This is a genomic window from Pedobacter sp. SL55 (assembly GCF_026625705.1).
Taxonomy (GTDB): Bacteria; Bacteroidota; Bacteroidia; order Sphingobacteriales; family Sphingobacteriaceae; genus Pedobacter.
The window spans coordinates 3,598,888-3,624,699 of the sequence record NZ_CP113059.1; the positions used below are offsets into that span (position 1 = coordinate 3,598,888).

Sequence of the window (25,812 nt, forward strand, 5' to 3'; positions counted from 1 at the left end):
CTATTTACTCATCTACTCATTTTATCATTTATTCATTACTAGTTCGCTAATACAGTTCGCTTTGCTTTAATGCTATTTAAAAATCCCTCAGCCTCTGCGTAATAAGCTTTTGCAAACTCTGCCGATGGTTCGTTTTTATTAATCTGCAATACTAAATCGGCGAAGCTTTGGTTTAAATTAAATTCTCCAGTTGCCACATAGTGATTATCAAACTCTTTAATTACGCCAGCTTGTGTACTTGCGTTTACACCTTTGTCTAATAAAAGAGATTTCGCTGCATTTACCATCGATGCGTAAGTATGGTAGATGGCATCTGCATAAGCTCCGTTATTCAAGGATGCCGTCGCCCAAGCAAATTTCTCATCAGATTCTAACAACAGGGTAGCTACCAAATCAATTACAACACCAGCACATTCTCCCACACCAATAGCGGTTACGAAAGTTTCTTCGTGTCCCCAGTCAACAAATTCTTCGGCTTTTAAATTGGTTAAATCGGCTAATGGTTTTAATAATTGATAGAAGTGATCTTTGCCTTTTCTATCGTAATATTGATGGAAAGTTTCTTTCGCTAGATTATTTTCTTTGAAATCGTTTAGCAAATAATGTAAAACACCTGTAGCACGTTTTGAAGGCACTTTAATTACACGTTCTGCCACCCTACCTTCTCCGTTACCTACCGTTCCGCCACCCAACATTACTTGTACAGCTGGTACTACTTTTCCATCAGCTTTTACCGAACTTCCGTGAAAACCAATTTCGGCCAAACCATGCTGACCGCAAGAGTTCATACAGCCGCTAATTTTGATATTTAGGTTTTTCTCGTAGATAAATTCCGGAAAATCATGATAAACTACATCTTCCAAAACTTCGGCTAAAGTCATGCTGTTAGAAATACCCAAATTACAAGTATCTGTACCTGGGCAAGTGGTAATATCTGCCAAACTATCGAAGCCCAAAGCCGTAAAACCCAACTTGTTTAAAGCTACATACAGTGATGGAAGTGCTTCTTTTCTAACGAATTTCAACAACAAACCTTGGTTCTGTGTAATTCTAATTTCATCAGCAATGTAAGGTCTAACCGCCTCCACAAACGCTCTAGCTAAATCAGTTTTGATATCGCCAACGGTCACTTTTACGTAAATGCCAAAAAAACCTTCTTGTTTTTGTGCTACAACATTAGTGGCTAACCAATGCTGATAATGCGTTTCATTCGCAATCTCAATCGCTGGATATTCTTTTATGGGTTGCGGTTCTGGCTGAGGAACTGTATTTAAATCGATTTTAAAAGTTTTCACTTTAATTGCAGTACGTTCTTCCTGTACCAAACGTAACACCTCTTCTAAGCCCAGTTTTTGCACCAAGTACTTTAGCCTAGCTTTGTTTCTATTGTTACGTTCGCCATATCTATCAAAAACCCTTAAGACGGCTTCTGTAAAAGGAATGAGTTGATCTTCTGGTAAAAATTCTTGAACCGCATTGGCTAAAAAAGGTTGTGCACCCAATCCGCCTGCAAACATTACTTTAAATCCACGCTCTCCTTTTTCATTAATTTTAGGGATAAAACCCAAATCATGAATATAACTGTAGGCTGTATCTTTATCACTCGATGAGAAAGAAATTTTGATTTTTCTTCCCATTTCCTGACAGATTGGATTACGCAGAAAATAAGCAAAAACCGCCTGTGCGTAAGGAGAAACGTCAAATGGTTCGTTTGGATCTATCCCCGAATTTGGCGAAGCAGTTACGTTACGCACCGTATTACCGCAAGCCTCACGCAAAGTAATGTCGTCTCTTTCTAACTCGGCCCAAAGTTGCGGCGTTCTATCTAAACTCACATAGTGGATTTGGATATCTTGCCGAGTAGTTAAGTGCAGATTCCCACTGCCGTATTCATCTGCCACATCGGCAATGCGTAACAATTGCTTAAAAGTTACTTTACCAAAAGGTAACTTAATGCGTACCATTTGCACGCCAGGTTGGCGCTGCCCGTAAACGCCACGAGCTAAACGCAGGCTTCTAAATTTTTCTTCGTGTATGGTGCCATCACGAAAAGCCTTTATCTTACGCTCTAAGTCGATGATATCTTGCTCTACAATTGGGTTTTCAAGTTCTGTTCTAAAACTTTGCATTGGTTGTTTGTTGTGCTTTTATTCAAAAAATGCCTCTCTTGTTGGAGAAGCATTCTTATTCAATTTCTTTTAAAAAATGATATATGTACTTCTTCTACCTTGTTTTACAACAGTGGTTCATGGTTGATTGTGGCATCAGAAAATAAATAATTATCGATTTCATCTGCCAAATATATAAAGTATATAGGAATAGTAGTAATTAATTTTAAAAAAAGTGAAATAAAACAGACATAACAAAGCCTAACCACTAAAGATTAACAAACCTTAAACTCAACTAACTTACTGAAAAAGAGCAAACGACAACCAGCAGAAACTAATCGTTTAGAATGGATTTAAATTTCGATTTTCAGGTTATCTTCCCTAGCAATCACATCGGCAATGCTGGTTTCTCCCAAAATTTTAAGGGTGGCATCACGCACATCAATAAATGCACTTCTTATACCGCAGGTTACCTCATCTTTACATTCATCACACTTGTGGTAAAAGTTTAAACTAGCACACGGAAGCATAGCCACTGGACCATCCGTTAACCGTAAAATTTGTACTAGGTAAATATCTTCTGGCTTTTTGTTAAGGCTGTAGCCGCCTCCTGCACCTTTTTTACTGTAAAGAAACCCGGCATTTCTTAGATCTAAAAGAATTTGCTCTAAAAATTTTTTCGGAATACGCTCTTCCTCTGCAATTTTTGAAATTTGCATAGGTGGCATATCTAGGTTTTTACCCAGCGCAACTAGCGCTTTAATGGCGTATTTGGTCTTTTTAGAAAGCATACTTTTACAAAGGTATAAAATATTGTTGGATTGTTAGATTAGTGGTTAATTGTTGAAATCGGTTAATTGGTTAACTGAAGGATTGAAGCGTAGATGCAAGTTATTGATTGCTTTGGTTATTGGTGCTTGGATATTGATTATTTATTTCCCCCCGCAGATATCGCAGATTTAAAACGCAGATTTTTGAAGATTGATTTTTATTAATTGATAATTGGTTATTCCCTTAACTGGCACCTGACCACTAATCCCTATTGATGATTGGTTATTGGTTATTGGTGCTTGGATATTGATTATTTATTTACCCCGCAGATATCGCGGATTTAAAACGCAGATTTTTGAAGATTGATTTTTATTAATTGATAATTGGTTATTCCCTTAACTGGCACCTGACCACTAATCCCTATTGATGATTGGTTATTGGTTATTGGTGCTTGGATATTGATTATTTATTTACCCCGCAGATATCGCAGATTTAAACCGCAGATTTTTGAAGATTGATTTTTATTATTTGATGATTGGGTATTGATAATTGGTTATTCCCCTAACTGATACCTGACCACTATCCCCTGATCACTATCAATAATATCTCTCCGGTATTCTTCCCTGCTTTGCTGTTTCAATGTACAGCTTAATCTGGTTTACACAAGATACAAGACTTTTCTTCACTTCGTGCTCCCAAAAACGCATAACCACATAACCCATGGCTTGTAGGCTATGATTTACAAATTGGTCACGCTGCATGTTTCGCTCTATTTTGGGTATCCAAAAAGCTTGATTAGTTTTTGGCTTACGCTTTTTCCACTCGTAGCCATGCCAAAAATCGCCATCCACAAAAATTACTAAACGATATTTTGCTATCACTAAATCTGGTCTGCCAGGCAAACGTTTATGATGAATTCTAAATCTGATGTTCTCTTTCCACAGCGCTTTACGAAGCAATATCTCGGGTTTGCTATTGCTACCTTTAATTTTAGCCATAGTTTTGCTTCGTTCTTTGGTGGTATAAAAACCTGCACTTTCTTCAAAGCGGGGTACTTTAATGGCATTTTGTTCCAAAGGCAAATAATACTTGGGCTGTTTTTTCATTGTTACGCTAAATTACCTGTAAATCCCACGCCGCTCGTCGCTTTAAAACTACAGTTAAATTCTTGGATGATGCCTTTCGTCTGTTAATTGAAGAAAAACGTAATTCCAATTCACATCTTTACAACAAACCTACTAGCAGTTATTGTTTTGATATTGTATTTTTACTTGCATTGAAATGGCACTTACCTTAAAGAAAATTATACAACACCGAATTGTTAAACATAATATCAAATACATTGGTATTGGAATTTTAGTGGGAATAAGTATAAGTCTTTTGATTGCTGGCCTAAACAGTAAAGGTATATCGGCACGACAGACTTTTTTTAACATTCTATTCAGCGTATTCATTAGCCTCGGTATATCAAACACTTTTTCGCTTTTACAAAGATACAGCGGCAAATTTACTCGCCACTTTTGGCAGTTTATACTGCTTTACTATGTTTGTAATATCCTCGGAATGATTATTGGCATAGAAATTTGCTATTTGATTATCTCATTTTTTTACGATGTTAGCTACCAACCCTTTAACCACGCACAAGACTATCGTTCAATTTCGGTGATTGTGCTTATTGTGGGCACCATAATGCTGCTGTATCATTTGCAGAAACGCAATGCAGAAAATGTACTAAAAGCTAAAGAAGCCGACCTAATTCGGCTCAATCAACTGAAAACACAGGCTGAACTGCAAGCGCTGCAATCAAAAATCAACCCTCACTTTTTATACAACGCCCTAAACGCCATTACTAGCCTTATACACGAAGATCCAGATAAGGCCGAAGACATGACCATCAAGCTTTCAAAGCTTTTCCGTTATAGTATCAATTCGCAACATGAAAACTTTTGCTCACTACAAGAAGAAATTGAAATTTTAAATACTTATTTGGCTATTGAAAAAGTGCGTTTCGGAGACCGCATTCATTTTAACCTACAGATTGACGAAAACTTGGGAAATGTCCAATTTCCTCGTTTTTTGTTACAGCCTTTAGTTGAAAATGCCCTAAAACACGGATTAAAAAATACTTACGAAAATGGAATATTAGCCGTAAAAATCTATAAAACCCACAATGAAATTACAGTTTGGGTTGCCGATAATGGCATTCCATTCCCCGAAGAGTTAATTGCCGGATATGGCCTGCAGAGCACTTTCGATAAGTTGAAATTGTTGTACCCCGAAAAGCACGAAATAGAGATGATTAACCAACCTGAGAAGCACATTAAAATAACTATTCCTTTAACTTTATGACCTGGAAAACTATTATTATTGAAGACGAACAACTGGCAAGACAAAGATTAAAGAGGCTTTTGGCTAACTACCCAGAAGTGGATATAGTAGCAGAAGCCGAAAATGGCCAACATGGCCTTGAACTTATTGATAGGCATGAACCAGATTTGGTATTTTTGGATATTGAAATGCCATTACTAAACGGCTTTGAAATGTTAGCTAAGCTTAATAAAAACGTGCCGAAAGTAGTGTTTACCACCGCTTACGACCAATATGCCATCAAGGCTTTTGAAGAAGGCTCTATAGATTATTTGCTGAAACCGATAGAACTAGAAAGATTAGGAAAAACCATAACCAAACTGAAACAAACTAATTTAGCTAAACCAGCAATTGCCATTGATGATTTACTTAGCAAAATCAAAGGAAAAACTAGTTTAAAAACACTTACAGTAAAGCTTGGAGATAGAATTTTACTAATTAAACTGGAAGATATCATTCATGCACAAGCAGAAGACAAATATGTATTTTTACATACCGCCGATGGTAAAAAGCACTTAACAGACTACACGCTTTCGAATTTAGAAGAAAAGCTTCCTGAAGATTTTTTGCGCATACACCGTAGCGATATCATCAATACCAATCATATTACTGAAATTAGAAGGGGCTTTAATGGAGCACTCATTTTTGTAATGAGCAATGGATCTAAAGTAAACTCTAGCAGAGCTAACAGCGAAAGTTTACGTGCACGGTTTGATATCTAATAAAAAACTACTAAAAACCTGTTGTTTTTACGTTAAAATTGATGATTTTGTTAAAATAGACTAAAGCTTTTGCTATTTTTGTGTACATACACCTAAATTGCTACATTTTCTAACCTATCAAACCCCCTCAAAATTTCTTCACGAATTTGAAGAACACTCGAGCAATTTAAACTTACGGTCGATAAAAATTGTCAGCTATTTTCTTCTCGTAATAAGTTGTATTGTTAGGTTGCTTCGAATACTTTTTCCAGTAGAAGTATCACTCATTAAAGGCGCAGACCAACTTTCACTCAACAATTGGCTTCAAATTATTGGTTCGATAATGTTCTTGGCAATTAGTAATTATGCGATAAAGAAAAACCTATCTCTTAGAAAGAAAAAAATAATTGCCTTTGTTTTTGTAACGTATATGCTAACTATGGCATTCAATATTAGTTACATTATTTCTTTATACAACACTAAGAATACGCTGTTTATGTTTTTGGTGGGCATTATTGTTGCCAGTTTGTTTTTTACCATAGAATTTAAATACATGAAATTTATTGTGATTTATATTGTTGCAGTTTATTTCATGGCCACTTTTATTTCGCAAATACCCATACAAGAAAAGTTTGTTAATTTTATTGCGGGTATCATTCTAGGCATCATATTACTTAGTTTTTCTAGATATAGTTACTATTACAAATCAAGTCATTTTATACAGATTAAAGATTTAGAAGAAAAGAATAAGAAAATTTTAATACTTAATAACCAAAAAAGTGAAATTCTATCTTTTGTAGCACATGATTTAAGAGCACCACTAAACAATATTGATGCGCTAAGTCAGTTTTTATTGCTAGAAGATAGCCAAAACACCGAAATTAATATGATTTCTAGTTCGGCACTGCAAGCTAAAAATATCATTAACGATTTAATTGAGGTAGTAAAAACAGAAAAGGCGGATATTTCGAAAGAAAATATACTTCTAGAACCTTATCTCAACAAAATTATCGATCGTTGGACGAGCAATACCACTAGAAAAATTGAATTTATTCAACGAGAAAATGATTTAAGCTTATCGGCAAATGCCTCAAAATTAGAACGTGTAATTGATAATTTGATTAGCAATGCGCTTAAATTTTCTAACCCAGATAAACCTATAAATATTGAGGTAGGAATTGCTAAAGATACTATAGAAATCAATGTGATAGATTTTGGAATTGGTATTCCGGCAGAGTTGCAGCCTTACGTTTTTGATCAGTTTTCTAAAGCGGGCAGAAAAGGCCTGCAAGGCGAGAACTCTTTAGGCTTAGGACTTCATATATCTCACAAAATTATAGAACAACACAAAGGAGAACTGTTTGTGAACAGTAAAGAAAACGAAGGAACTACGTTTACCATTAAACTTCCCGCTAGCGCCTAATACTCCTCTTCTATCTTTTCGGCAAATAAGTCTTTCCCAAAATTCACCAAAAAAAGCTCTTTTTTAGCCCTCGTTACGGCAGTATATAGCCAGCGCATAAAATCCAAATCAATCATATCTTCAGTTAAAAAACCTTGGTCTACAAAAACAGCATCCCATTGGCCACCTTGTGCTTTATGGCAAGTAACTGCATAAGCAAATTTAATTTGCAAGGCGTTGTAATAAGGGTCTTGCTTTATAGCCAATAAGCGTTCTTTTCTGTTTGCAATGTGCTCGTAATCTAACAACAAGCTTTCGTATAGCTTCTTACTCGCTTCGTAGGGTAAATTTGGGCTTTCTATTTGCAGGGTATCTAACAAAACTTTACAGGTAATGGCACCCACATCAGGAAAATCTACCAACTCTAACTGAACCTCGGCAAATCTAAAGCCGTAACGTTCTTCTTCTCTCCTAACCCTAATGATTTTGGCCATATCGCCATTGGCAATAAATGCAGTTTCATTATCATCTGGCAACCAAAAATAGTTGTTGCGTACTACCATAATATAATCTCCACCACTTAATTCTTCATCTCTATACAATAGTCTAGCTCTAATTTGGTTATTGTAAATATTGGCAGATTTATTAGACCTACACACCACCAAACAGTTTTCTAAACCATACTTACTGTAAGCATACTCCAAACCTTCTACAAACTTTATACCTGTCATTCTAAAGATATCTTTAAAACCCTTGGTAATAAATTTAGGAAATTGGGGCTCTTCATCATAGCTATTTACCAAATCTCGCAACATAGTAGCATTCGCTAAAATGCCTGATTTTTTCTCTTGCCTAACCACCTCTGTAAGTTCTATACAGGTTACATCTAAATGAAAATTACTGTTTAGATATGCTGGATTTAAGGCCGGACTATCTACACTACCAACTGGCGGAAGCTGAGCTGTATCGCCAACAAAAAGCAAGTAACAATTTTTAGGTGCTCCATCTGGTGCCGGCTGAAATACAAATTCTAGTAAATCTGCCAAAAAAGAAGAACCACTTTGCGTATTCCATTCGTCGGCAATCATCGAAGCTTCATCTACAATAAAAACCGTATTGGTTGCTAAGTTTGGTGCCAGTTGAAAAACCATATCCATACTTACAGCACTTTTTTTCTGTAGATTTTTTTATGGATGGTTAAAGCTTTTTGTTGCGTATAGTTACTCATTACTTTGGCTGCTCTACCAGTTGGCGCTAGCAAGGCAGATTTTAAACCAAATTTTGGTAAAGCCTTTACTAATGCCGCTACCGATGTGGTTTTTCCAGTTCCGGCATAGCCCTTTAGCACAAAGCAAGCATCCTCATTTGGCCTGCTTAAAAAAGCAGCAGCCTGCTCACAAAACTTTAGCTGTTCTTTGGTGGGTGCGAAAGGATACGATTGGGCAATTAGGCTGGCTCTGTCCATTTTACAAAGATGCAAAATATAGCCGCAGATGCACAGATATTATTTACCTCATCTCAAGATAGCATACTAAATATAATAAGGAAATCATATATCTGATAAAAAACATCTGTGCATCGGTAGCAATAAAAATTCATTTTAAAATAAAAAAACTATTTTTGTGGATAGATGAGTAACAACAGCATTTTATTAATTGACCCTAACTTTGACCCAGCCAACAGTGCTAATTTAAGCTTGTTAGTTAAAATTGGAGCCGATACGTTTTCTTACGTTATTATTGACCAGGAGCGTAAATTTGTTCATGCAGTTTACGACGAACAGGAATGTGAGGATGGTTACGAAAAACTGAAAGAACGTTTAAAAAATGATACTTATCTTAATCTGAAGTACGAAACCGTAAAAATTGCCACACATACGCAAAATGTAGTTTATGTACCTCAAGAGCTCTTCAACGAAAATGAAATAGCACTTTACACTAAGTTTTTTGCCGATGCAGACTCTCAAAACATATATGTACAACCAAGCCTGCAACAAAATATTTATACGGTATTTTCGCTGCCCTATTCTATAGAAAAAATAGTTAACCACAATTGGCAGCAAAGTATTAAACTAGAACAAAATGCTGGTTTACTTGAATTGGCTGTACAATTTGATAAAGAAACCCTTATTATTGACTTTACTGTAGGTTCTTTTCAATTCGTTTACATCAAAAATAATAACATAGCTTTTAACCAAAACTATCAATTTGAAGATACAGAAGAACTTACCTATTTTATTTTGCTTATCGTTAACCAATTAAATATCAATATGAAGCAAGTTGCGGTAAACGTTTGTGGAATTATTAATGATGGCGATAACAAATGGAGCTTGTTGACACAATACTTTGACAAAGTTGAAATATTGACCCTTGTTTCTGATTTAGACACCACTATTTTAGATGATATGCCTGCCCATTATTACACCAGTTTACTTGCACTACAAACATGCGGATAGTTGGCGGAAGATTAAAGGGCATACAATTTCAGGCGCCAGCAAAACTTCCTGTGAGGCCTACTACAGATATGGCAAAAGAGGCCCTATTCAACATCTTGTTAAATAGTTACGATTTTGAAGAATGCAAAATACTAGATCTATTTACCGGTACGGGAAACATCAGCATAGAATTTGCCTCTCGCAATGCACAAAGCATTACTTCGGTTGATAAACATCCGGCTTGTGTGGCTTGGTTAAAATCTGTGAAAGAAAAACATCAACTAGTTTCAATAGATATTCGCAAAGCTGATGTTTTTAAATTCTTGACGCAAAGCACCGAAAAATACGATATTATTTTTGCCGATCCGCCTTACGATTTACCCAACATCCCTTTATTGCCACAATTAGTACATCAACATCAATTACTTAACCAAAATGGAGTTTTAGTGGTAGAGCACCCATCAATGTTAAAACTAGAGCAACAACCAGGATATACCGAAACAAGAAAATACGGTTATTCATCGTTTAGCTTTTTTACTTCTTAAGTAGTCGGTCGTTAGCAGCTAGGTATCAGTTAAACAAATAACCAATTAAACAGTTAACCAACTCTAATCATGAAAATCGCTTTATTTCCAGGTTCATTTGATCCAATTACCATTGCCCACGTAGATATCGTAGAAAGATCATTGCCTTTGTTCGATAAAATTGTGATTGGTATTGGCTTAAACAGTTCTAAGCAAAATTTTTTATCTGCCGAGAAAAGAGAGGAAATTGTGAAAAGCATTTTTGTTAACGATGCTAACGTAGAAATACAGACTTATCAGGGCCTAACCATTGATTTTGCAAAAAAAATTGGAGCTACTTATATGGTAAGAGGTATTAGATCGGCATCAGATTTTGAGTACGAAAGAGCCATTGCCCAAATTAACAAAACAATGATGCCCGACGTAGAAACCATCATTTTATTGAGCAGGCCAGAATATACCGCCATAAGTTCTACAATTGTGAGAGATATTTTGAGAAATAATGGCGATGTAAGTCAGTTTGTACCTAAAGAAGCTTTGACTTTTCTTTAGTTTAATGTAATAAATAAATTTTATTGCTTACACCAGATGTTGCAGGAGTAGTTAAAATGTATTTCAACTGGCTTCTATTTTCTTCTACCACCGAGTATTTCACACCATCAATAGTTAACTCTTTGATTTCTTTATTGTAGCTGTAGTTAACTGTCTTGCTGGCTCCTACATCTCCTTCACATTTTTTTGTGCTAAAATTTCTAACCAGGGTTCCATCTGCTTTAAACGTAAACGTATCGTCTTGCTCGCATTCTAAAACCGCATAATAGGTGTTGCTACCACTAGGGTTGGTATGCGTATTTAAATCAGTTAAACCAAATTTCCAGGTTTTAGACGTAATCACATCGATAATTTCTTCGTTTTCATCTTTTTTGCAACCTATAAAACTGGCAACTATGATTAGTGTAGCAACTACAAAAATTTGACCTATCTTTTTCATATCTATAAAAACGCTCTAAATTACATTTTATTCAAAATATTTTCTAGCAGCAAATCTTTTTTAATTTAGAATGTAACGTTCACAAAAATCCTCTACTAATACAATAAATTTAAACGATAGTAAAGCCATATTCTGATGCTCGAAACCCAAAAGGCATTCTTAAAACAAATCAACCACAACAAAGGAATTATCCATAAGATAAGTAAAATGTATATGGATAATGCTTTAGATCAAGAAGATTTATTTCAAGAGATTGTAATGCAGCTTTGGAAGGCCTATCCTTCTTTTAAAGGAAAAAGTAAATTTTCTACTTGGATGTACAGAGTAGCCTTAAATACAGCTATAGTTTTTTTTAAAAAAGAAAATAGAAAGATAGACAAAACACCTTTACAAGAACAAATAGATATTGCAGACATTAATGATAGCGCTGATAAAGAAGAAAAGCTGGCTTACCTGTACAAAGCGGTGCAAGAACTAAACCAAATTGAAAAAGCGTTGATATTTCTGTTTCTGGAAAACCAATCGCACAAAGAAATTGCACAAAACTTAGGTATTAGCGAAGTAAATGCCAGAGTTAAATTAAATAGAACCAAAGAAAAATTACAACAAATCATTAAAAATAACGGCTATGAATTTTGACCAATTAAAAAACCAATGGAACGAAAGCGAGGCTAGTTCTAATGACGTTTCTGAAAATATGCTAAAAGTTACGGAAGCCCGTACGCCGATAGACCAAATAAGAAAAAAATGAAAAATGAGTTTTTTGGGCAGCTCATCTCTTTATTAATTTTGGCTTTTGCTCCAAAGATTTTTCATTTTACTACAGAACTTACTACCATTTACATTTTATTTTACGGTATAATTTGTGGCTTTATGGCCTATTACTTTTTTAAGTTTTATTTGTTTTATAAGCACTCTTATGATTTAAGTTTAGATAGCAGGAAAAACTTATTATGGTTTTATTATGAAATGAAGTTGAATTTAGAATTATACAAAGCACTAACTTATATCGTTGGTTTTATTCTGCTTGCCTTTTGTGCCATTGCTTTGTTTACCATTAATGGCGAGCTGTTAAACAGAATTTTCGCAAAAGTATCGCTCACATACATTGCCATTAATATTATTGTAACCATTTTATTGGTTGGCGTAATAACAGAGCTTTGGGCGAGATTTTACTACGGTAAATACCTAAAACAAATTAAGAAAATAGTAGATAGTATGGATGAGGAGTAATTCAGTTTTCAATTGATAGTTCACAGTTGATGCACTTAACCGATTTAAACAATTCATCCAATTATGCAAATTCTAACTAATCAAAAAACAACATATTAGCCGAATATGTAAAAATATAAAAATCTGTAGTAGAACACTTTAATTACTCCATTTAAAAAAAATGAACTTTTTAGAAATTAATGAATAAGGGAACTCATTGTTTTTAGGATATCCTAAAAGTGAAAAGTTATTTCTTAACAACACAATAAACGATGAAATAGAAACCGATACTTTTCAGAGATGGGACAAAAAGCTGAAGGAAGAAAAGTCAGCCCTTAAACAAAGTAAATAGCTTTTAAACTGGTTTAAGCATAAAAAAAGCTCCCATTTTCATAAGAAGCTTTTTGGGCCATAATGGGCATTTCTCGAAGTATTTCCTCTCTGATTTAGGTTTAATCGCCGATTTGACAAAGAATATTATGTAAAATTTTAAGAATCTATTTGATTAGTTACAATTCTATATCTCCATATTCTAAAAATTGGCACCTTTGTGAATTTACGCTAAGTACCATTTAATAGAAATACCTATAACACTTAGATCACTTTTTTAGGCTTATTAAGCCTAAAATAAATGACTCTCAGTAGTTTAAAATAGCTGAAATATATCAATAATTATCATCTATTAAATTAGTAGGCTGACACGTTTGCCCACCAATTTTGAACCGAAAATTTGGAATTAAATCATTTAAGAACAATCATTTTATGTACCGAAATTCGCTGTCCACTTTCTACTTGAAGAATGTAATTACCCGATTTTACATTTCTAATATCTAAATAGATAGTACCTGTTGTTGCTATTTTTTTAGACAACAAGGTCTGTCCTGATAAAGAGATTAATTTTACCTTTGCATAATCTTCTTCGACACCTATGTTTAGTTTTATAAAATCTTTTGCTGGATTTGGATAACTGGTAACCTCTAATTTTGAAAAATCAAATTTTACAACTTCAACTCCCAAAACTTTTTCAGATCCATCTTTATCAACCTGAGATAGTCTGTAGTAATTATTTCCCGATATTGGATTATGGTCGGTAAAATTATAAACTAGGGCATTTTGCGTATCGCCTTTAGATAAAACCTCAGTCAATTTTTTAAAACTTACTAAGTCTGAACTATGTTCTACAACAAATTTTTCGTTATTAAATTCTGTAGCTACTTTCCATTGCAACTGCACATTGGTATTTGACTTTTTCGCTGTAAAACTTGTTAATGCTACAGGTAGTGTACCTTGGTATTCATAAGCCCCCAAATCTACGTTAGTATGTTTAATTCGGGTATCACCAGCCAAATCTTTGGTTATAAAATAGTTTGTGATATATTGGTTATCTCCTTTTTCGGTGGCTGCACCTTCTACCAATTTTAGGAAGTTCACATCATTGGCGGTGGTGCTCAAGAATAGATTAGCCGGATTGGGATCAACGGTATTCTTAAATGCAGGACTGGTCCCCTCTATTGGGGTTACCTGAAATAAATTAGACCTTAAATCTAGCATCGCTCCGGCAATATACCTAATATCTACTGGGGCTGTGGTTTCGCTAATACCTTTTCTATTGGCATTAAACAGCGTATTGTAAACACCTAAGCTTACACCGCTTGAATTATTAAATGAAACTCCTCCATTTACACTGTAATTTTTATAAAAGGTTGCATTCACAATTACCGTATTTGTATTCGTCCCACAATAAACCGCACCAGCCGTTGTACTGGTATTAGTTGCGTAATTCTCAGCAAAAATAGAATTGAATATACGTAACTGCGGAACATTACCGACATTACCCAAAATATATACAGCTGCTCCACCGGTTCCTTTGTTGGTAAACATTTTGGAGTTCAATATCGTCAGTGTGGGATTTCCAGTTGTATTGGTAAAATAAATACCACCTCCGCTAGCTGAAACTGATTCGTTGGTATCAAACACTACATTTTCGAAGGTACAATTTGAAGCATTGTTCAGTTTAAGATAAACTCCAGCGCCACCATTATTGGTTGCTGAAGTCACATTATTTTTGATCACGAGGTTCTTGAACAATACCGAAGTTTCCTCGTTTGAGATATTAATGGCCGCCCCTTGGTTTTTGACAATACCGGCCAAACTGGCATTTACATCACCCAAACCATCTTGAATTGTAAAACCATCCACCACTGCATTATTAGAACTTCCTTTAGAAACCACCACGTGGTAGGCTTTTCCCGAAGCGCCCAAGTCGCCACTTAAAATACTGGCATTGGCCACAAAGTTCCTGCCGAGCAAATCTATGGCACCCTCAGCTAAACCGCCATAAATCTTTACATCGGCTTTAAGGATAAACGAGACATCACGTACGCCACCACTGGCATCTATCTTTTCGGTAGGCACATAGGTTCCTTCTGCCACCCACACCTCATCATTTACTGCCGAAGCATTGATCATCGCTTGTAAATTGCCAGAAGCAGCAGCCCAAGTGCTTCCGTCGCCAGTTCCGCCAGGTTTTACATAACGTTTGGTTTGTGCATTTGCACCAATTCCCAGCAATAATAAAAATGCTGCCGATAAGTAGAGTTTTCTCATGTTCAATTGCTTTAGGTTTATAATGGTTATCTGTTCTTAGTTTTTTAGTGGCTAGGCATTTGGAACGGGTTTTAAATGTTGACACCGTGCAATTCAGGCAAATCGAACTCCTATCTTTCTACCAGTTCCTTCACGGTGTCTCCATAATAGTCGATATGTTTTGCCTCCATTTTCAACAGCTTGCTCCACCTGTTAAAGGTGTTGATAAATACGATGAGCATTAGCACCATCGCTAAGATGGCCAAGGAAGCCAGCAAATATTGTTGTTTGGGCAGATAGACATTTACCACCTGTTCGTAGCCCGCCCAAAACGTAATGATGGCCATAAATACCCCAGGAATAGCGGAACACAAAGCATATTTCTTCCTATTCATACGGATGAGCATAGTGGTACAGACAATTAGACCGCAGGCTGCTAATAACTGGTTACTGATACCAAACAGCGGCCAAATACTACTCACATTGCCCGTGTATACCAAATAGCCCCACGAAAAGGTAAAAATGGCACTACTAATCAAAATGCCCGGCATCCAGTTTTTATCGTTGAATTTTGGAATTACACCACCAATCATTTCTTGTAGAAAGAAACGTCCGACTCTCGTACCAGCATCAATAGCAGTAAGGATGAACACGGCTTCGAACATGATGGCGAAGTTGTACCAATAGGCCATTACATCATCCATAAAAGGAATTTTATTGAAGATATGTGCCATGCCCACCGCTAAGGAAACCGCTCCACCAGTTCTACCATGTAAATCAACGCCAATTTTTTCACTAAAGTGGGCTAGGTCTACGGCATGTAAACTCGGGTTTTGTGCCAAAAAGGTATCGTAAATTTCTTTTGGTGTATTGATGGCGAAATAATCTCCCGGCACCAATGTACATGCTGCAATCAAGGCCATCAGCGCCACGAAACCTTCTACCAACATGGCTCCATAACCCACAAAAAGGATTTCCTTTTCGCTGTTCAGCATTTTTGGTGTGGTACCAGTAGCAATTACCGCGTGGAAACCTGAAATGGCACCACAGGCGATAACGATGAAGATAAACGGTAACACTGGACCGCCTATTACTGGTCCGCCGCCACTAATAAATTCTGTAATGGCTGGCATCTGCAAGGTAGGATGCACAAAAATGACCCCAACGGCCAACATCAAAATTGTACCAATCTTTAAATAAGTTGATAAATAATCTCTTGGTACCAAAAGCAACCACACAGGTAAAACTGAGGCCAAAAAACCATAAATGGTGATAGAAATTGAAATGGTCTTGATATTCCAATGGAAAAGGTCGCTAACTTCCTTGATCTGCATTAAATTATGACCACCAATAATACTAGCAATAAGCAGTACACCACCAATGATGCTGGCCAGTGTAACACTGTTTTTTCTGTATCGCATGATCAGCCCCATCAAAACGGCAATTGGCATAGTGGCAATTACGGTAAACAACGACCACGAGGCTTCATGCATGGCGCTGATACAAGCCAAAGAAAGGCCCGCCAAGGTTAAAATAAGGATAAAAAGAATGGCGAAACCTGCAATGGTACCGGTTCCCTTGCCAATCTCTTTACTGGCAATGGTGGCCAAACTTTGTCCCTTGTGGCGTACCGATGCAAAAAGTACAATCATATCATGAACGCCACCACCCAACACACAGCCAATTAAAATCCAAAGGGTGCCCGGCAAATAACCAAACTGGGCTGCCAACACCGGCCCTACCAAAGGCCCCGCGGCAGCGATGGCAGCAAAATGATGTCCAAAAAGTACGTTTTTGTTGGTAGCTACATAATCCTTGCCATCGGCAAATTCGATGGCCGGTGTTACGTTCTTTGCATTTAGTTTCAACACTTTATTGGCCATGAATATACCGTAAAACCTATAGGCGATAGCAAATACCAATAGTGAAACAAATACAAGTGTGAGGGCGTTTACCCCGTTTAAAAATTCCATAGTTTTTGGTTATTATTTATTGGGAACAAGTAATACAGCATTTGCAGCAATGTCTCCCTTAGCATAATTATTGGTCAATTTCAAATAAGCGTTTGCTGAAAAATCGAAGTCAAATTCTCCTATCTCTACCCAAATACTGGTGGTTTGTCCTTGTATTTTAACCTCTTTTAAGTTTAGGGAGATGGATTTCTTTTCTTTTCCATTATATAGTTCTAAATCTATTTCCGCTGCATCTTTTTCGCCTTTTGGGTAATAGTAGTAAGCTTTATATTTCCCTGGTTGGGCCTTGTGGTCAAACCCGAACTTTACACTTGCTTCAGTGCTCGCTGAAGAACGTACCAGATAGTACTTGCCATAACCTTTGGTGGCTATTTTTTCCCAATTTCCAGTTATTGCAATATGTTTTTCATCAGCAACACTACTGATTACATCTGGTTTTCTACCATCGGCTTTCGGATTACTTTTCAGTATTGCTTTGATTGCATTTACATCCACATCTTGTATGGCTATTTTCTGATCTATGGCAATAACAGCGGCCACTGCGGCAGATTGTGCCAATACCATAAACACTGGCTCCATCCTGATAGAACCGAAGGCAATATGCGAAGCAGACATACAAACCGGCACCAACAAGTTATCTACCTCATTACGTTTGGGCACAATAGCACGATAGGAGATTGGAAAAGGTGGGAAACCTCCCACTTCTACATTGCCTTCATTCTTCGCCATACCGTTAACCACCAACCTATCGCAGTTGTGCGAATCCATAGTGTAGGCCGCAAAGGCAATCTCATCACTTACCACTTCCCTACCTTGGCAATGGTTTTGGTTCATCACCACATCGCTTACCATGCGCCTAGCTTCTCTGATGTACAATTGCGGCGACCAATTTCCATTGTCTTCGTATTCATCCTTCGGATAGCCCCAAGTCTTCATTTCCTTTCTAATAAAATCAGGTATTCTTGGATCATTTCCTACGAAATATAGCAGCCCCTTGGTATAATCCTCATGTGCCTTGATGAACTGTTTCCGCTTGGCGTAATCTGCTTCGGGATAATCCCAATTGGCACCAATCATATCTGTAGACATCCCATTGCGGTTATTGATATCTGTTTTCTGATTAGGCATTAAACTCCAGATAAATACATCGTTCAATCCTTTCCAGGGTTGGATTTCCTTTTGTCTGATCAACAATTCGTACCTTTTCGGATCGTAATTATCGGGCTTCGTAATCTCCACCAGATTTTTAGGATCATTGGTTAGGGTAATACGAAAATTATAAGCCTGCACTTTCTTATCGCCAGTGCCATTGGGTTTTAAAGCTTCGTTGTTAATGCCCCACAATAAACCACTCGACGGATTTCCCTTCTCTACGTAAGGATCTACCCCATCAGGCAGTTGATGTTGCTTTAATAACTGTACACCACTAAGGGTTTCTCCATACGTGCTATTATCTTCCCTGCCCACAAAATAGCTTACACCTGCTTTGGCCATCAAATCGCCTTCATAGGTACAATCCAAGAAAACTTTTGCTTTGATCTTCAACAGTCGTGCTGTCTTAGTTGCTGTATTTGCTACAGCGATTTCAGTAATTGTTTTCCCGCTTTTAACAGCGCTGACCAACTGTTTGTTGTAAAGCACTTCTACCTTAGCTTGTTTGATGTAGTCGTTAAAGATTTGCAAGGCCACTTTAGGCTCAAAAATCCAACTTTCAAAACTACCATAGTGCGTTCCCAACTTTCGGTAAAAATCTAAAGCCAAGCCAGACACCACGTATTTGTTTCCAATATCTGTCATACCTAAACCGCCAGCACTTAAGCCACCCAGTCTACTGCCCGGCTCTACTACAATTACGTTCTTACCCGATTTGGCTGCAGTATAAGCTGCAATTACCCCAGCAGAAGTACCGCCATAAATACATACATCTACCGAAATCTCTTTTTGTTTTGCAAATAAGAAAACTGGCAGGCACAATAAAAGAACAAGTGTTTTTTTCATCATTATTTAGCTATAGGAAATGTTTATTGGACATAGAAAGGGATTACCGCACTGGCTACCTTATTATGATTATCTTTTAATTTTCTCATAACACATACATTTTAGATTTATAACTGGTTGATTAATTAGCCTACATACCTCAATATGCATTTCCATATTTTAATTATGAGATTTTACACCTGCCAGGGAATTATTCCCTTACCTCCACTTTCTGAAAAATCTGATCTTTATTTACCGAACTTCCCCCAGCCATTACGGTAAAGCTGCCCGGCTCGAAAATGTATTTACCCTTATTATCGTAAAAGCCAAAAACATCTTTGCCCAAAGTAAAACTGATGGTCTTTTGCTCACCCTTTTTAAGGAATACACGTTCAAAGCCCACCAATAATTTCACTGGTCTGGTTACCAAACTAAAATCATCACGTAGGTACAACTGCACTACTTCTTCGCCATCTAAATCACCAGTATTTTGAACTTGTACAGTTACTTTTAAAGAATCACCATACTTGATATTTTTTGCTGTAGTTAAGCCGCTGTATTTAAAATTGGTATAGCTTAAGCCGTAACCAAAGGCGTATAATGGATCCTTATTTCCATCGATAAAGGGATGCGAATATTGCGAAGGCTTTTGATAATAATAAATGGGCACCTGGCCTACGTGACGGGGGATGGTTATTGGTAGTTTCCCGCTGGGGTTTACCTTACCAAAAATAATCTCGGCTATAGCCTGTCCACCAAAAGATCCCGGCTCCCAAGCTTCCAAAACGGCATCTGCGTTTTCTTCCAGCCAAGGCGTAGTTAAGGGGCGGCCATTTATCAATACAACCACCATTGGTTTACCGCTTTTCTTCAGTTCTTCTATCAGCTGTTGTTGTTTGCCCCACAGGTTCAGATCCATTCTGTCGCGGTTCACCTGCGGTTTTATCTGTCCAATGCTGTCTAAACGAATCTTCGCCAATGGCTACCAAAATCAAATCCATTTTTGTAGCCATATTTACAGCTTTGGCAATGGAATCTGTATTCATTTTACGCAAATTCCAACCCACATCCACACTGTGGACTTTTGATCCTTGTGCTTCGGCTTTAATGCCATCCAACACGGTTTTGTAATTTGCTCGCGGCTGTTCAAAAACCCAATCGCCCATGATGGATTGATTATCCATGTTTGGACCCACTACCATGATATTTTTGTACTGTTGGTTAGCGATAGGCAAAAGCTGGTTTTTATTTTTCAGCAACACCACGCCTCTTCTGGCAATTTCTAAAGCTGTTTGTTGGTGTTCTTTAATGAATACGGTTTTGTTTGCGTTTTTGATATCTACATATCTATTTTCGAACAAACCCAAACTAAATTTAGCCTCCAATATCTTCTCACAGGCGGCATCAATTCTGGCTTCGGTTAAACGGCCTTCGGCAACTAGCTCTTGAATGTCATCCAAAAAAACAGGCCCGTGCATGTGCATGTCTACTCCTGCATCAACCGAAACCTGAAAAGCATCTTTAACCGTTGGGGTCATTTTATGCTTGTTGCTCAATGATTCCATATCCATCCAATCGCTCACAATGAAACCCTCAAAACCATATTCGTTTCTCACAATATCTGTCATCAACCATTTATTGGCATGACAGGGAACCCCATTGATTTCATTATGCGCAGGCATGAGCGAGTAAGGCTTTGTCTTTTCGATAGTAGCCTTAAATGGTGCTAAGAATACATTTCGCAATTCGCCTTCTCCAATTTCTACAGGAGCAGCATTGGTACCATTATTACCAATACCACCACCGGTTAAGTGTTTGATACAAGCCAGCACACTTTTATCTCGATCAAATTTGTTCATTTGTAAACCTCGAACCGAAGCGATACCCATTCGGGTAACCAAATACGGATCTTCGCCAAAACTTTCGCCCACCCTGCCCCATCTTGGATCTCTTGCCACTTCTATATTTGGTGAAAAAAGCCCAGTGCATACCAACAGCACGCATCTCTAAAGCAGTTTGCCTAAAAGACTGCTCGATCAGTGAAGGTGCAAATGTAGAGGCCATGGTAATTGGCGATGGATAAATGGTAGACCCTGACATCAGGCCATTCCCATGAATGGCATCGATACCTAACAACAAAGGAATTTTTAGTGGGCTTTGCTCTGCCAGTCTTTGTAGATGATTGGCTTCTTTCACATCCAATACATGTAAGAACGAACCTATCACTCCCTGCTTTACCATACGCTCCACACCTTCAGAGTGCAGACCTTTGTAAAATCCTCGGGCATGGCCGTTTAATAGTTCCTGTTCCGAAATGTTCTTTTCAGCTTCACGCATGTGCTCCAAACCTACGTATTGGCACATCTGTGCTATTTTCACATCTAAGGTCATCCTATCCATCAAGTCTTTTACCCTCGATTTGATAGGCTGTTTAGGATCAAGATATAGTGGCTTCTTCTGCGCATTTGCAGCGAAAAAAAAGCATAATAAGAGGGCTAGCAAGCCTAATTTTCTTAGGCTCGCTCCTCGTTTTTCTGTATTTGTCATTACTTATTTTTGGACTTTTACATCTACCGTTACATTTCCTGTATTGGCATTTGCTGATCTGGTTTTTAATAAGAGAATTCCGTGTTTATTGCTGGCCGTTAAAAATACAATGACATTGCCATTGGCCATACCAGCAGAAGTTTTACCAGCTACTACACTAGAGCTCGTGTACAGGTTTTGGATATCTGCGGCCGAGCTGATCAAATCAAAATCGTTTTGAGATAAGGTTATTTTTTTGATCAAGGTTCTGTTTTTGGTTGGCCAGTTATCTAAAGCATCTGCACCATAAAGTGCAACCGTGTAAATGTTGGCCGAAACCGTAGCCAATGTTGGCGAAGTAATATTATAACTATTGGTTGAACCACTATAGAAAGTCACTAGGTCTATATTTGCCGATTTTTGTGCTGCACCTGTTGTTACGTACACTTCTCCAGTTGCCGCATTAAAAAACGGACCCGGACCGGTGCTGCGTTGTGCGCCCAATACAACATTCGAATAAACATTAAAATCTACCACTGCAGAGCGTTTAACTGTAATCGTAAAAGGGTGTCTTACCAAATTCCCCAACACATCCATTACCTCCACATAAAACTCTAAGGTTTTATCAATATCAGTTACTACAGGCTGATAGGCAAAATGGTAACTATCTTCCTTCGGATTGGTAAAGGTATTTTTAGTCAGTGCCGTTATTTCAGTTTGGTTCAAAAAGGTTTTAATGTACCTAATGTCATTCTCAGATTTCACTGCAATGTTAAAATCAGCTACTTCATTATCTTTAATCTCTGTTGGTGCCGTAGCTGGCAATACTACCGAAATGTTAGCTGGCGCAGATTGCACGTAGACCACCAAGTCTCTTTCTACAGTCTTGCCTTCCGAATTTGTTGCCGTCAACCTAAAGATCAGACTTCGGCCTACCTGTATTGTTGTAGGTTTATAGGTATGTTGTAAATCTACCTGGGCGGCACCATTTGCACTCACGGTGGTCAGACCAGTACCGTCTAGGCTTAATTCAACACTGGTCAGTTTTGTTTCGCCATTGGCCGCTACGTTCAGGTCAAACGTGATTTCATCGGCAGGTGTAACTACTGCTGGTAATGCTGTTTTTTGGGTTACCTTAACCGAAAATGCAATAGCTTGCTGATCAGTTTTGTCTTTTTTACAAGCTACCGCAGCGATTGCCAAAAAACCAATTAAAATTTTTGATATTTTATTCTTCATAACCCTCATTAATTAACGTAAAACGGAATGACCGCACTTGCTACTTTTTTGTTGGTATCATCAGAAACGAAAACAATTAGACGGTAGGCACCTGTTTCGTTTGGTGCTGTAAAAGTGATGTTCGCAGTGGTATTGGTGGTAATCAGTCCAGCGATGCCATCTGCCAAACTGCCATCGGCAGCTGCAGCTTTCTCTTTTACAATTCTCCAAGCGTAAGTTAGTGGGTCGTTTTCTGGATCTGTTGCCACTACCGAAGCGGTATGTGCCGAAGCCTTGGCCACCATGATATTGTCTTCAGCTTTCTTGCCATCCATTAGCATCTGGTTACGGTTTAAAATTACCGGTGCCCTATTTGCCGGATAGCTTCCCGTCCAAGCAAACTGCATGGCATCCACAGCTGGGAAAGTATAGCCCTTTTTGTCAAACATACCGAACCAGGTCAATACTTCGCCATGGGTTTGGTATCCCCATAGGAAAACAAAGGAACCAATACAGCCATTTGCTTTGTTGGCGATAATATTATCCTGATAAGCCTGCAAATAAATATCGGCTTTTTCTGTGCTGGTTTGCTCTACCAACCCGCCCCAAGTTAAAACCCTTGTTGGCTCTGGTGCCATTTGCCAAGTACCACGAGGACCGAATTCGGTAATCATGTAAGGTTTTTGCCAGCCTGCCGTGATTACATTGCCCAACACACCAGGTAAATTTGGCGCATAGGTATTTACCGACAGGATATCGATACTAGGCGCCAAGTTCATGATGTTCTTGATATGATCAACATTCGAACTTGCCAATGTGGTTGTAGTAGGATGGTTTGGATCGTTGGCATGGATAAACTTTGCAATATCCTCTATGGCAGTCCACAATTTGGTATTGGTGTAGCTAGCCTCGGCCTCGTTACCAATAGACCAACATAAAAGTGCCGGATGATCTTTAAAACGGAGAATATCTTGCTTCATTTTTTCTAACTGCTGGCTTACTGCCGTTGCATTATTATAATCGAAGCCATCTGTTTCCCTACCGATGTACAAACCGAAGTTCACATAAACTCCCGCGGCATGTGCCTTATCTAAAATCTCTCTGGTATTGGTGGCCACGCCATAAGTTCTGGCTGTATTAGCCCCATATTTGATTGCAAGATCATGGTAGTTGTTAGAGGCAACCCCTTTAATATAAAACTCCTTTCCGTTTACCTGCATTTGCCATTGGTTATTGACCTTTACCACCGTTACCTTTGCCGGGGGCGGCGTAGTCGTTTCCTCGAAAGAGTTTCGCGGTATCGGATAATCGTACCGGTCTTTACAAGCGCCCAAACCTAAAATAAGGAAGGTGTAAAGCAATAACATTTTATACTTCATCATAATTATTTGGTTTTGATGATTTGGTTCAGCTCTTCTAATTTAGTAGCCAAATCGTTATAGTTGATATCTTGAACAGCCACATTATTATCGATAGCCATTACCGCAGCCACTGCCGCCGATTGTCCCAACACCATGTACACAGGCTCCATTCTGATAGAACTGTAGGCTACGTGAGAAGACGACAAACAAATTGGCACCAATAAGTTGCTCACTTCCTTCTTTTTTAGGTGTAATGGCATAATAACTGATTGGATAAGGGGTAGTTGGTTTAAAAATGGTTCCCTCGAAACGTAACTTGCCTTCGCCGTCAATTACTTTAGAAACATAGTGACAGTCTAAAGCATAAGAACCTAGACCGATGCTATTTTCTGCTGCTGCCCTGTCTTCTTTAGTGACATTTTTTTCGATCATCACATATTCGCCCTGCATTCTTCTCGCTTCTCTTACATAAATATGGTTAGGGAAGTTATCTGTATCTACAAATTCATCTTTAGGCAAACCCCAATCGCTCAGTTCTTTCCTAATATGTTCTGGAACACGAGGATCGTTCTCTAAAAACCAAAGCATGCCCAGTGCATAATCTTTGTGCAATTGCTCAATTTGTTTACGCTGTTCATAGTTCGCTTCCGCATAATCATAACTTGCACCAAAGAAATCTAAGTGGTTGGTATCTGTTTTACGATTTGGCATTGGCGTTAGGGTAATAATTTTCTGTAGCTCAATACTTGGGTTTAATTTGATTTGTCGTAATAAGACTTCATACCAAAGTGCATTGTAGTTCGCTGGCTTTCCAATCTTAATTCTGTTGGCCGGATCATTGGTCAAGGTCATACGATAAGTGTAAGCCTGTACCTTTTTGTCTTTTGCCCCTTGTTTGCTCGGTGCTTTCTTATCGATATAAGGCAACAAGCCAGACTTTTTATTACCTTCTATGATGTAAGGGTCAATTTGGGTTAGGTCTGCACCTTTTTCATAGTTGATATGATACCCGTTCAAAGTTTCTCCGTATTGGTCATTGGCTTCTCTACCAACTACATAAGACACCCCCGATTTCGCCATCAAATCTCCCTCATAAGTAGCGTCAACAAATACCTTTGCCTGGATCACTTTACCGCTTTCCATTTCGATACCCGTAAGCTGTTTACCGCTCTTTTTTACACCGCCTTTTAGTTTTAAACGCTCATCAAACCAAACCTCTACATTGGCTTCCTTTAGCATTTCGAACATAATTTTTTCGGCTACTTTAGATTCATAGACCCATTGCATTTTACGCTCTTCGTTTCTGCCTTTGTAAGTTCTCTTTAAGGATTTTACAAAAAACTCATCGCGGTTTTGGTTTACCCAAACTTCTGGTTTAAGGTAATAAGTGTACAAACGTTGGTAAAACTCTCTAGTTAAACCACCAACCACATCATTTCTGTTCATATCTGTAGCTGTTAAACCAGAAGTTACCAAACCACCCACATGCTTATTTTTAGAAATTAGCACCACTTTTTTCCCCATACGGCCACTTTGTATGGCAGTAATTACCCCTGCAGCAGATTCTCCGTACACACAGATATCGTAAGATGATGGGTTGTTGATGGCATAAGTGTTAAACGACGTAAGTAATAGCAGTATATAAATGATCTTCTTCATGT

23 protein-coding genes and 1 pseudogene are annotated in these 25,812 nt (G+C 37.9%); 9 read left to right on the top strand and 15 right to left on the bottom strand.

The window, feature by feature from the left end; translation table 11 throughout:
* Positions 1–38: 38 nt before the first annotated feature.
* The 3 genes from OVA16_RS16070 to OVA16_RS16080 form a co-directional block, all read right to left on the bottom strand.
* On the bottom strand, positions 39–2,129 hold the full coding sequence (locus OVA16_RS16070) for a HEPN domain-containing protein (protein WP_267761478.1): 2,091 nt from the start codon (positions 2,127–2,129) through the stop codon (positions 39–41).
* A gap of 332 nt (positions 2,130–2,461) precedes the next feature.
* Positions 2,462–2,899 (bottom strand): RrF2 family transcriptional regulator, encoded by a 438-nt coding sequence (locus OVA16_RS16075; RefSeq protein WP_097130728.1) that lies wholly within the window; start codon positions 2,897–2,899, stop codon positions 2,462–2,464.
* Positions 2,900–3,475: 576 nt separating this feature from the next.
* The gene (locus tag OVA16_RS16080; RefSeq protein WP_267761484.1) at positions 3,476–3,985 is read right to left on the bottom strand and encodes a very short patch repair endonuclease; all 510 of its coding nucleotides are present in this window, start codon (positions 3,983–3,985) and stop codon (positions 3,476–3,478) included.
* A 175-nt stretch (positions 3,986–4,160) separates the two neighbouring features.
* Here OVA16_RS16080 and OVA16_RS16085 point away from each other — a divergent pair, with 175 nt between their 5' ends.
* The 3 genes from OVA16_RS16085 (at position 4,161) to OVA16_RS16095 (ending at position 7,370) form a co-directional block, all read left to right on the top strand.
* Positions 4,161–5,228 (top strand): sensor histidine kinase, encoded by a 1,068-nt coding sequence (locus OVA16_RS16085; protein ID WP_267761486.1) that lies wholly within the window; start codon positions 4,161–4,163, stop codon positions 5,226–5,228.
* Positions 5,225–5,968: a LytR/AlgR family response regulator transcription factor gene (locus tag OVA16_RS16090; protein ID WP_267761488.1), complete on the top strand. Its 744-nt coding sequence runs from the start codon at positions 5,225–5,227 to the stop codon at positions 5,966–5,968. The genes OVA16_RS16085 and OVA16_RS16090 overlap by 4 nt, the downstream gene beginning before the upstream one ends.
* A 418-nt stretch (positions 5,969–6,386) precedes the next feature.
* Positions 6,387–7,370 (top strand): sensor histidine kinase, encoded by a 984-nt coding sequence (locus tag OVA16_RS16095; protein ID WP_267761490.1) that lies wholly within the window; start codon positions 6,387–6,389, stop codon positions 7,368–7,370.
* On the opposite strand, the gene OVA16_RS16100 is transcribed toward OVA16_RS16095, so the two are convergent.
* Positions 7,367–8,506: an ATP-dependent helicase gene (locus tag OVA16_RS16100; protein WP_324288429.1), complete on the bottom strand. Its 1,140-nt coding sequence runs from the start codon at positions 8,504–8,506 to the stop codon at positions 7,367–7,369. The two genes, OVA16_RS16095 and OVA16_RS16100, sit on opposite strands and share 4 nt — an antisense overlap.
* Before the next feature lie 2 nt (positions 8,507–8,508).
* Positions 8,509–8,814, bottom strand: coding sequence for an AAA family ATPase (locus OVA16_RS20150; RefSeq protein ID WP_324288430.1), 306 nt, complete (start codon positions 8,812–8,814; stop codon positions 8,509–8,511).
* Between the two features lie 165 nt (positions 8,815–8,979).
* Between OVA16_RS20150 and OVA16_RS16105 the strand changes: the two genes are divergently transcribed.
* The 3 genes from OVA16_RS16105 (at position 8,980) to coaD (ending at position 10,859) form a co-directional block, all read left to right on the top strand.
* Positions 8,980–9,804 carry a DUF3822 family protein gene (locus tag OVA16_RS16105; RefSeq protein WP_267761492.1) on the top strand — a complete coding sequence of 275 codons (825 nt, stop codon included), beginning with the start codon at positions 8,980–8,982 and terminating at the stop codon, positions 9,802–9,804.
* Positions 9,795–10,328: an RsmD family RNA methyltransferase gene (locus OVA16_RS16110; RefSeq protein ID WP_267761495.1), complete on the top strand. Its 534-nt coding sequence runs from the start codon at positions 9,795–9,797 to the stop codon at positions 10,326–10,328. Before OVA16_RS16105 ends, OVA16_RS16110 begins: the two co-directional genes overlap by 10 nt.
* Positions 10,329–10,397: 69 nt before the next feature.
* Positions 10,398–10,859: a pantetheine-phosphate adenylyltransferase gene (gene coaD / locus OVA16_RS16115; protein ID WP_267761499.1), complete on the top strand. Its 462-nt coding sequence runs from the start codon at positions 10,398–10,400 to the stop codon at positions 10,857–10,859.
* A 1-nt stretch (position 10,860) separates the two neighbouring features.
* Here coaD and OVA16_RS16120 read toward each other — a convergent pair whose 3' ends face one another.
* Positions 10,861–11,298 (bottom strand): hypothetical protein, encoded by a 438-nt coding sequence (locus tag OVA16_RS16120; RefSeq protein WP_267761503.1) that lies wholly within the window; start codon positions 11,296–11,298, stop codon positions 10,861–10,863.
* A gap of 135 nt (positions 11,299–11,433) precedes the next feature.
* On the opposite strand from OVA16_RS16120, the gene OVA16_RS16125 reads away from it, so the two are divergent.
* Genes OVA16_RS16125 through OVA16_RS16135 form a run of 3 tightly spaced genes read left to right on the top strand, consistent with a single transcriptional unit; the run spans position 11,434 to position 12,531 of the window.
* A complete protein-coding gene (locus tag OVA16_RS16125) occupies positions 11,434–11,937 on the top strand; it encodes an RNA polymerase sigma factor (protein ID WP_267761506.1) in 504 nt (167 codons plus the stop codon).
* Entirely contained in the window at positions 11,927–12,049 is a 123-nt protein-coding gene (locus OVA16_RS16130) for a hypothetical protein (RefSeq protein ID WP_267761508.1), read from the top strand. The genes OVA16_RS16125 and OVA16_RS16130 overlap by 11 nt, the downstream gene beginning before the upstream one ends.
* Positions 12,046–12,531, top strand: coding sequence for a hypothetical protein (locus tag OVA16_RS16135; protein ID WP_267761510.1), 486 nt, complete (start codon positions 12,046–12,048; stop codon positions 12,529–12,531). The genes OVA16_RS16130 and OVA16_RS16135 overlap by 4 nt, the downstream gene beginning before the upstream one ends.
* Positions 12,532–13,251: 720 nt before the next feature.
* Here OVA16_RS16135 and OVA16_RS16140 read toward each other — a convergent pair.
* The 9 genes and pseudogenes from OVA16_RS16140 to OVA16_RS16185 form a co-directional block, all read right to left on the bottom strand.
* Positions 13,252–15,117 carry a T9SS type A sorting domain-containing protein gene (locus OVA16_RS16140; RefSeq protein ID WP_267761512.1) on the bottom strand — a complete coding sequence of 622 codons (1,866 nt, stop codon included), beginning with the start codon at positions 15,115–15,117 and terminating at the stop codon, positions 13,252–13,254.
* A gap of 110 nt (positions 15,118–15,227) precedes the next feature.
* A complete protein-coding gene (locus OVA16_RS16145) occupies positions 15,228–17,069 on the bottom strand; it encodes a carbon starvation protein A (protein ID WP_267761515.1) in 1,842 nt (613 codons plus the stop codon).
* 12 nt (positions 17,070–17,081) lie between these two features.
* On the bottom strand, positions 17,082–19,067 hold the full coding sequence (locus OVA16_RS16150) for an FAD-dependent oxidoreductase (protein WP_267761517.1): 1,986 nt from the start codon (positions 19,065–19,067) through the stop codon (positions 17,082–17,084).
* A 190-nt stretch (positions 19,068–19,257) separates the two neighbouring features.
* Positions 19,258–19,965, bottom strand: a complete 708-nt coding sequence (locus OVA16_RS16155) for a glycoside hydrolase family 3 C-terminal domain-containing protein (RefSeq protein WP_267761520.1) — start codon at positions 19,963–19,965, stop codon at positions 19,258–19,260.
* A complete protein-coding gene (locus tag OVA16_RS16160) occupies positions 19,904–21,004 on the bottom strand; it encodes a glycoside hydrolase family 3 protein (RefSeq protein WP_267761522.1) in 1,101 nt (366 codons plus the stop codon). The genes OVA16_RS16155 and OVA16_RS16160 overlap by 62 nt, the downstream gene beginning before the upstream one ends.
* Positions 20,892–21,593 carry a glycoside hydrolase family 3 N-terminal domain-containing protein gene (locus OVA16_RS16165; RefSeq protein ID WP_267761524.1) on the bottom strand — a complete coding sequence of 234 codons (702 nt, stop codon included), beginning with the start codon at positions 21,591–21,593 and terminating at the stop codon, positions 20,892–20,894. The genes OVA16_RS16160 and OVA16_RS16165 overlap by 113 nt, the downstream gene beginning before the upstream one ends.
* A 3-nt stretch (positions 21,594–21,596) precedes the next feature.
* Entirely contained in the window at positions 21,597–22,811 is a 1,215-nt protein-coding gene (locus OVA16_RS16170) for a hypothetical protein (protein ID WP_267761527.1), read from the bottom strand.
* 8 nt (positions 22,812–22,819) lie between these two features.
* Positions 22,820–24,172 carry a glycoside hydrolase family 2 TIM barrel-domain containing protein gene (locus OVA16_RS16175; RefSeq protein WP_267761529.1) on the bottom strand — a complete coding sequence of 451 codons (1,353 nt, stop codon included), beginning with the start codon at positions 24,170–24,172 and terminating at the stop codon, positions 22,820–22,822.
* 2 nt (positions 24,173–24,174) lie between these two features.
* Positions 24,175–25,810 (bottom strand): annotated as a pseudogene (locus OVA16_RS16185) (FAD-dependent oxidoreductase).
* Positions 25,811–25,812: the final 2 nt, after the last annotated feature.

Bases quoted from the DNA above. Each gene is read 5' to 3' on its own strand.
- OVA16_RS16125 (WP_267761506.1), top strand. From the start codon at position 11,434: ATGCTCGAAACCCAAAAGGCATTCTTAAAACAAATCAACCACAACAAA.
- OVA16_RS16085 (WP_267761486.1), top strand. From the start codon at position 4,161: ATGGCACTTACCTTAAAGAAAATTATACAACACCGAATTGTTAAACAT.
- OVA16_RS16170 (WP_267761527.1), bottom strand. From the start codon at position 22,811: ATGAAGAATAAAATATCAAAAATTTTAATTGGTTTTTTGGCAATCGCT.
- OVA16_RS16120 (WP_267761503.1), bottom strand. From the start codon at position 11,298: ATGAAAAAGATAGGTCAAATTTTTGTAGTTGCTACACTAATCATAGTT.
- OVA16_RS16090 (WP_267761488.1), top strand. From the start codon at position 5,225: ATGACCTGGAAAACTATTATTATTGAAGACGAACAACTGGCAAGACAA.
- OVA16_RS16150 (WP_267761517.1), bottom strand. From the start codon at position 19,067: ATGAAAAAAACACTTGTTCTTTTATTGTGCCTGCCAGTTTTCTTATTT.
- OVA16_RS16070 (WP_267761478.1), bottom strand. From the start codon at position 2,129: ATGCAAAGTTTTAGAACAGAACTTGAAAACCCAATTGTAGAGCAAGAT.
- OVA16_RS16140 (WP_267761512.1), bottom strand. From the start codon at position 15,117: ATGAGAAAACTCTACTTATCGGCAGCATTTTTATTATTGCTGGGAATT.
- OVA16_RS16135 (WP_267761510.1), top strand. From the start codon at position 12,046: ATGAAAAATGAGTTTTTTGGGCAGCTCATCTCTTTATTAATTTTGGCT.
- OVA16_RS16095 (WP_267761490.1), top strand. From the start codon at position 6,387: ATGGCATTCAATATTAGTTACATTATTTCTTTATACAACACTAAGAAT.
- OVA16_RS20150 (WP_324288430.1), bottom strand. From the start codon at position 8,814: ATGGACAGAGCCAGCCTAATTGCCCAATCGTATCCTTTCGCACCCACC.
- OVA16_RS16130 (WP_267761508.1), top strand. From the start codon at position 11,927: ATGAATTTTGACCAATTAAAAAACCAATGGAACGAAAGCGAGGCTAGT.
- OVA16_RS16105 (WP_267761492.1), top strand. From the start codon at position 8,980: ATGAGTAACAACAGCATTTTATTAATTGACCCTAACTTTGACCCAGCC.
- OVA16_RS16155 (WP_267761520.1), bottom strand. From the start codon at position 19,965: ATGGATCTGAACCTGTGGGGCAAACAACAACAGCTGATAGAAGAACTG.
- OVA16_RS16165 (WP_267761524.1), bottom strand. From the start codon at position 21,593: ATGACAAATACAGAAAAACGAGGAGCGAGCCTAAGAAAATTAGGCTTG.
- OVA16_RS16175 (WP_267761529.1), bottom strand. From the start codon at position 24,172: ATGATGAAGTATAAAATGTTATTGCTTTACACCTTCCTTATTTTAGGT.
- OVA16_RS16110 (WP_267761495.1), top strand. From the start codon at position 9,795: ATGCGGATAGTTGGCGGAAGATTAAAGGGCATACAATTTCAGGCGCCA.
- coaD (WP_267761499.1), top strand. From the start codon at position 10,398: ATGAAAATCGCTTTATTTCCAGGTTCATTTGATCCAATTACCATTGCC.
- OVA16_RS16145 (WP_267761515.1), bottom strand. From the start codon at position 17,069: ATGGAATTTTTAAACGGGGTAAACGCCCTCACACTTGTATTTGTTTCA.
- OVA16_RS16080 (WP_267761484.1), bottom strand. From the start codon at position 3,985: ATGAAAAAACAGCCCAAGTATTATTTGCCTTTGGAACAAAATGCCATT.
- OVA16_RS16100 (WP_324288429.1), bottom strand. From the start codon at position 8,506: ATGGATATGGTTTTTCAACTGGCACCAAACTTAGCAACCAATACGGTT.
- OVA16_RS16075 (WP_097130728.1), bottom strand. From the start codon at position 2,899: ATGCTTTCTAAAAAGACCAAATACGCCATTAAAGCGCTAGTTGCGCTG.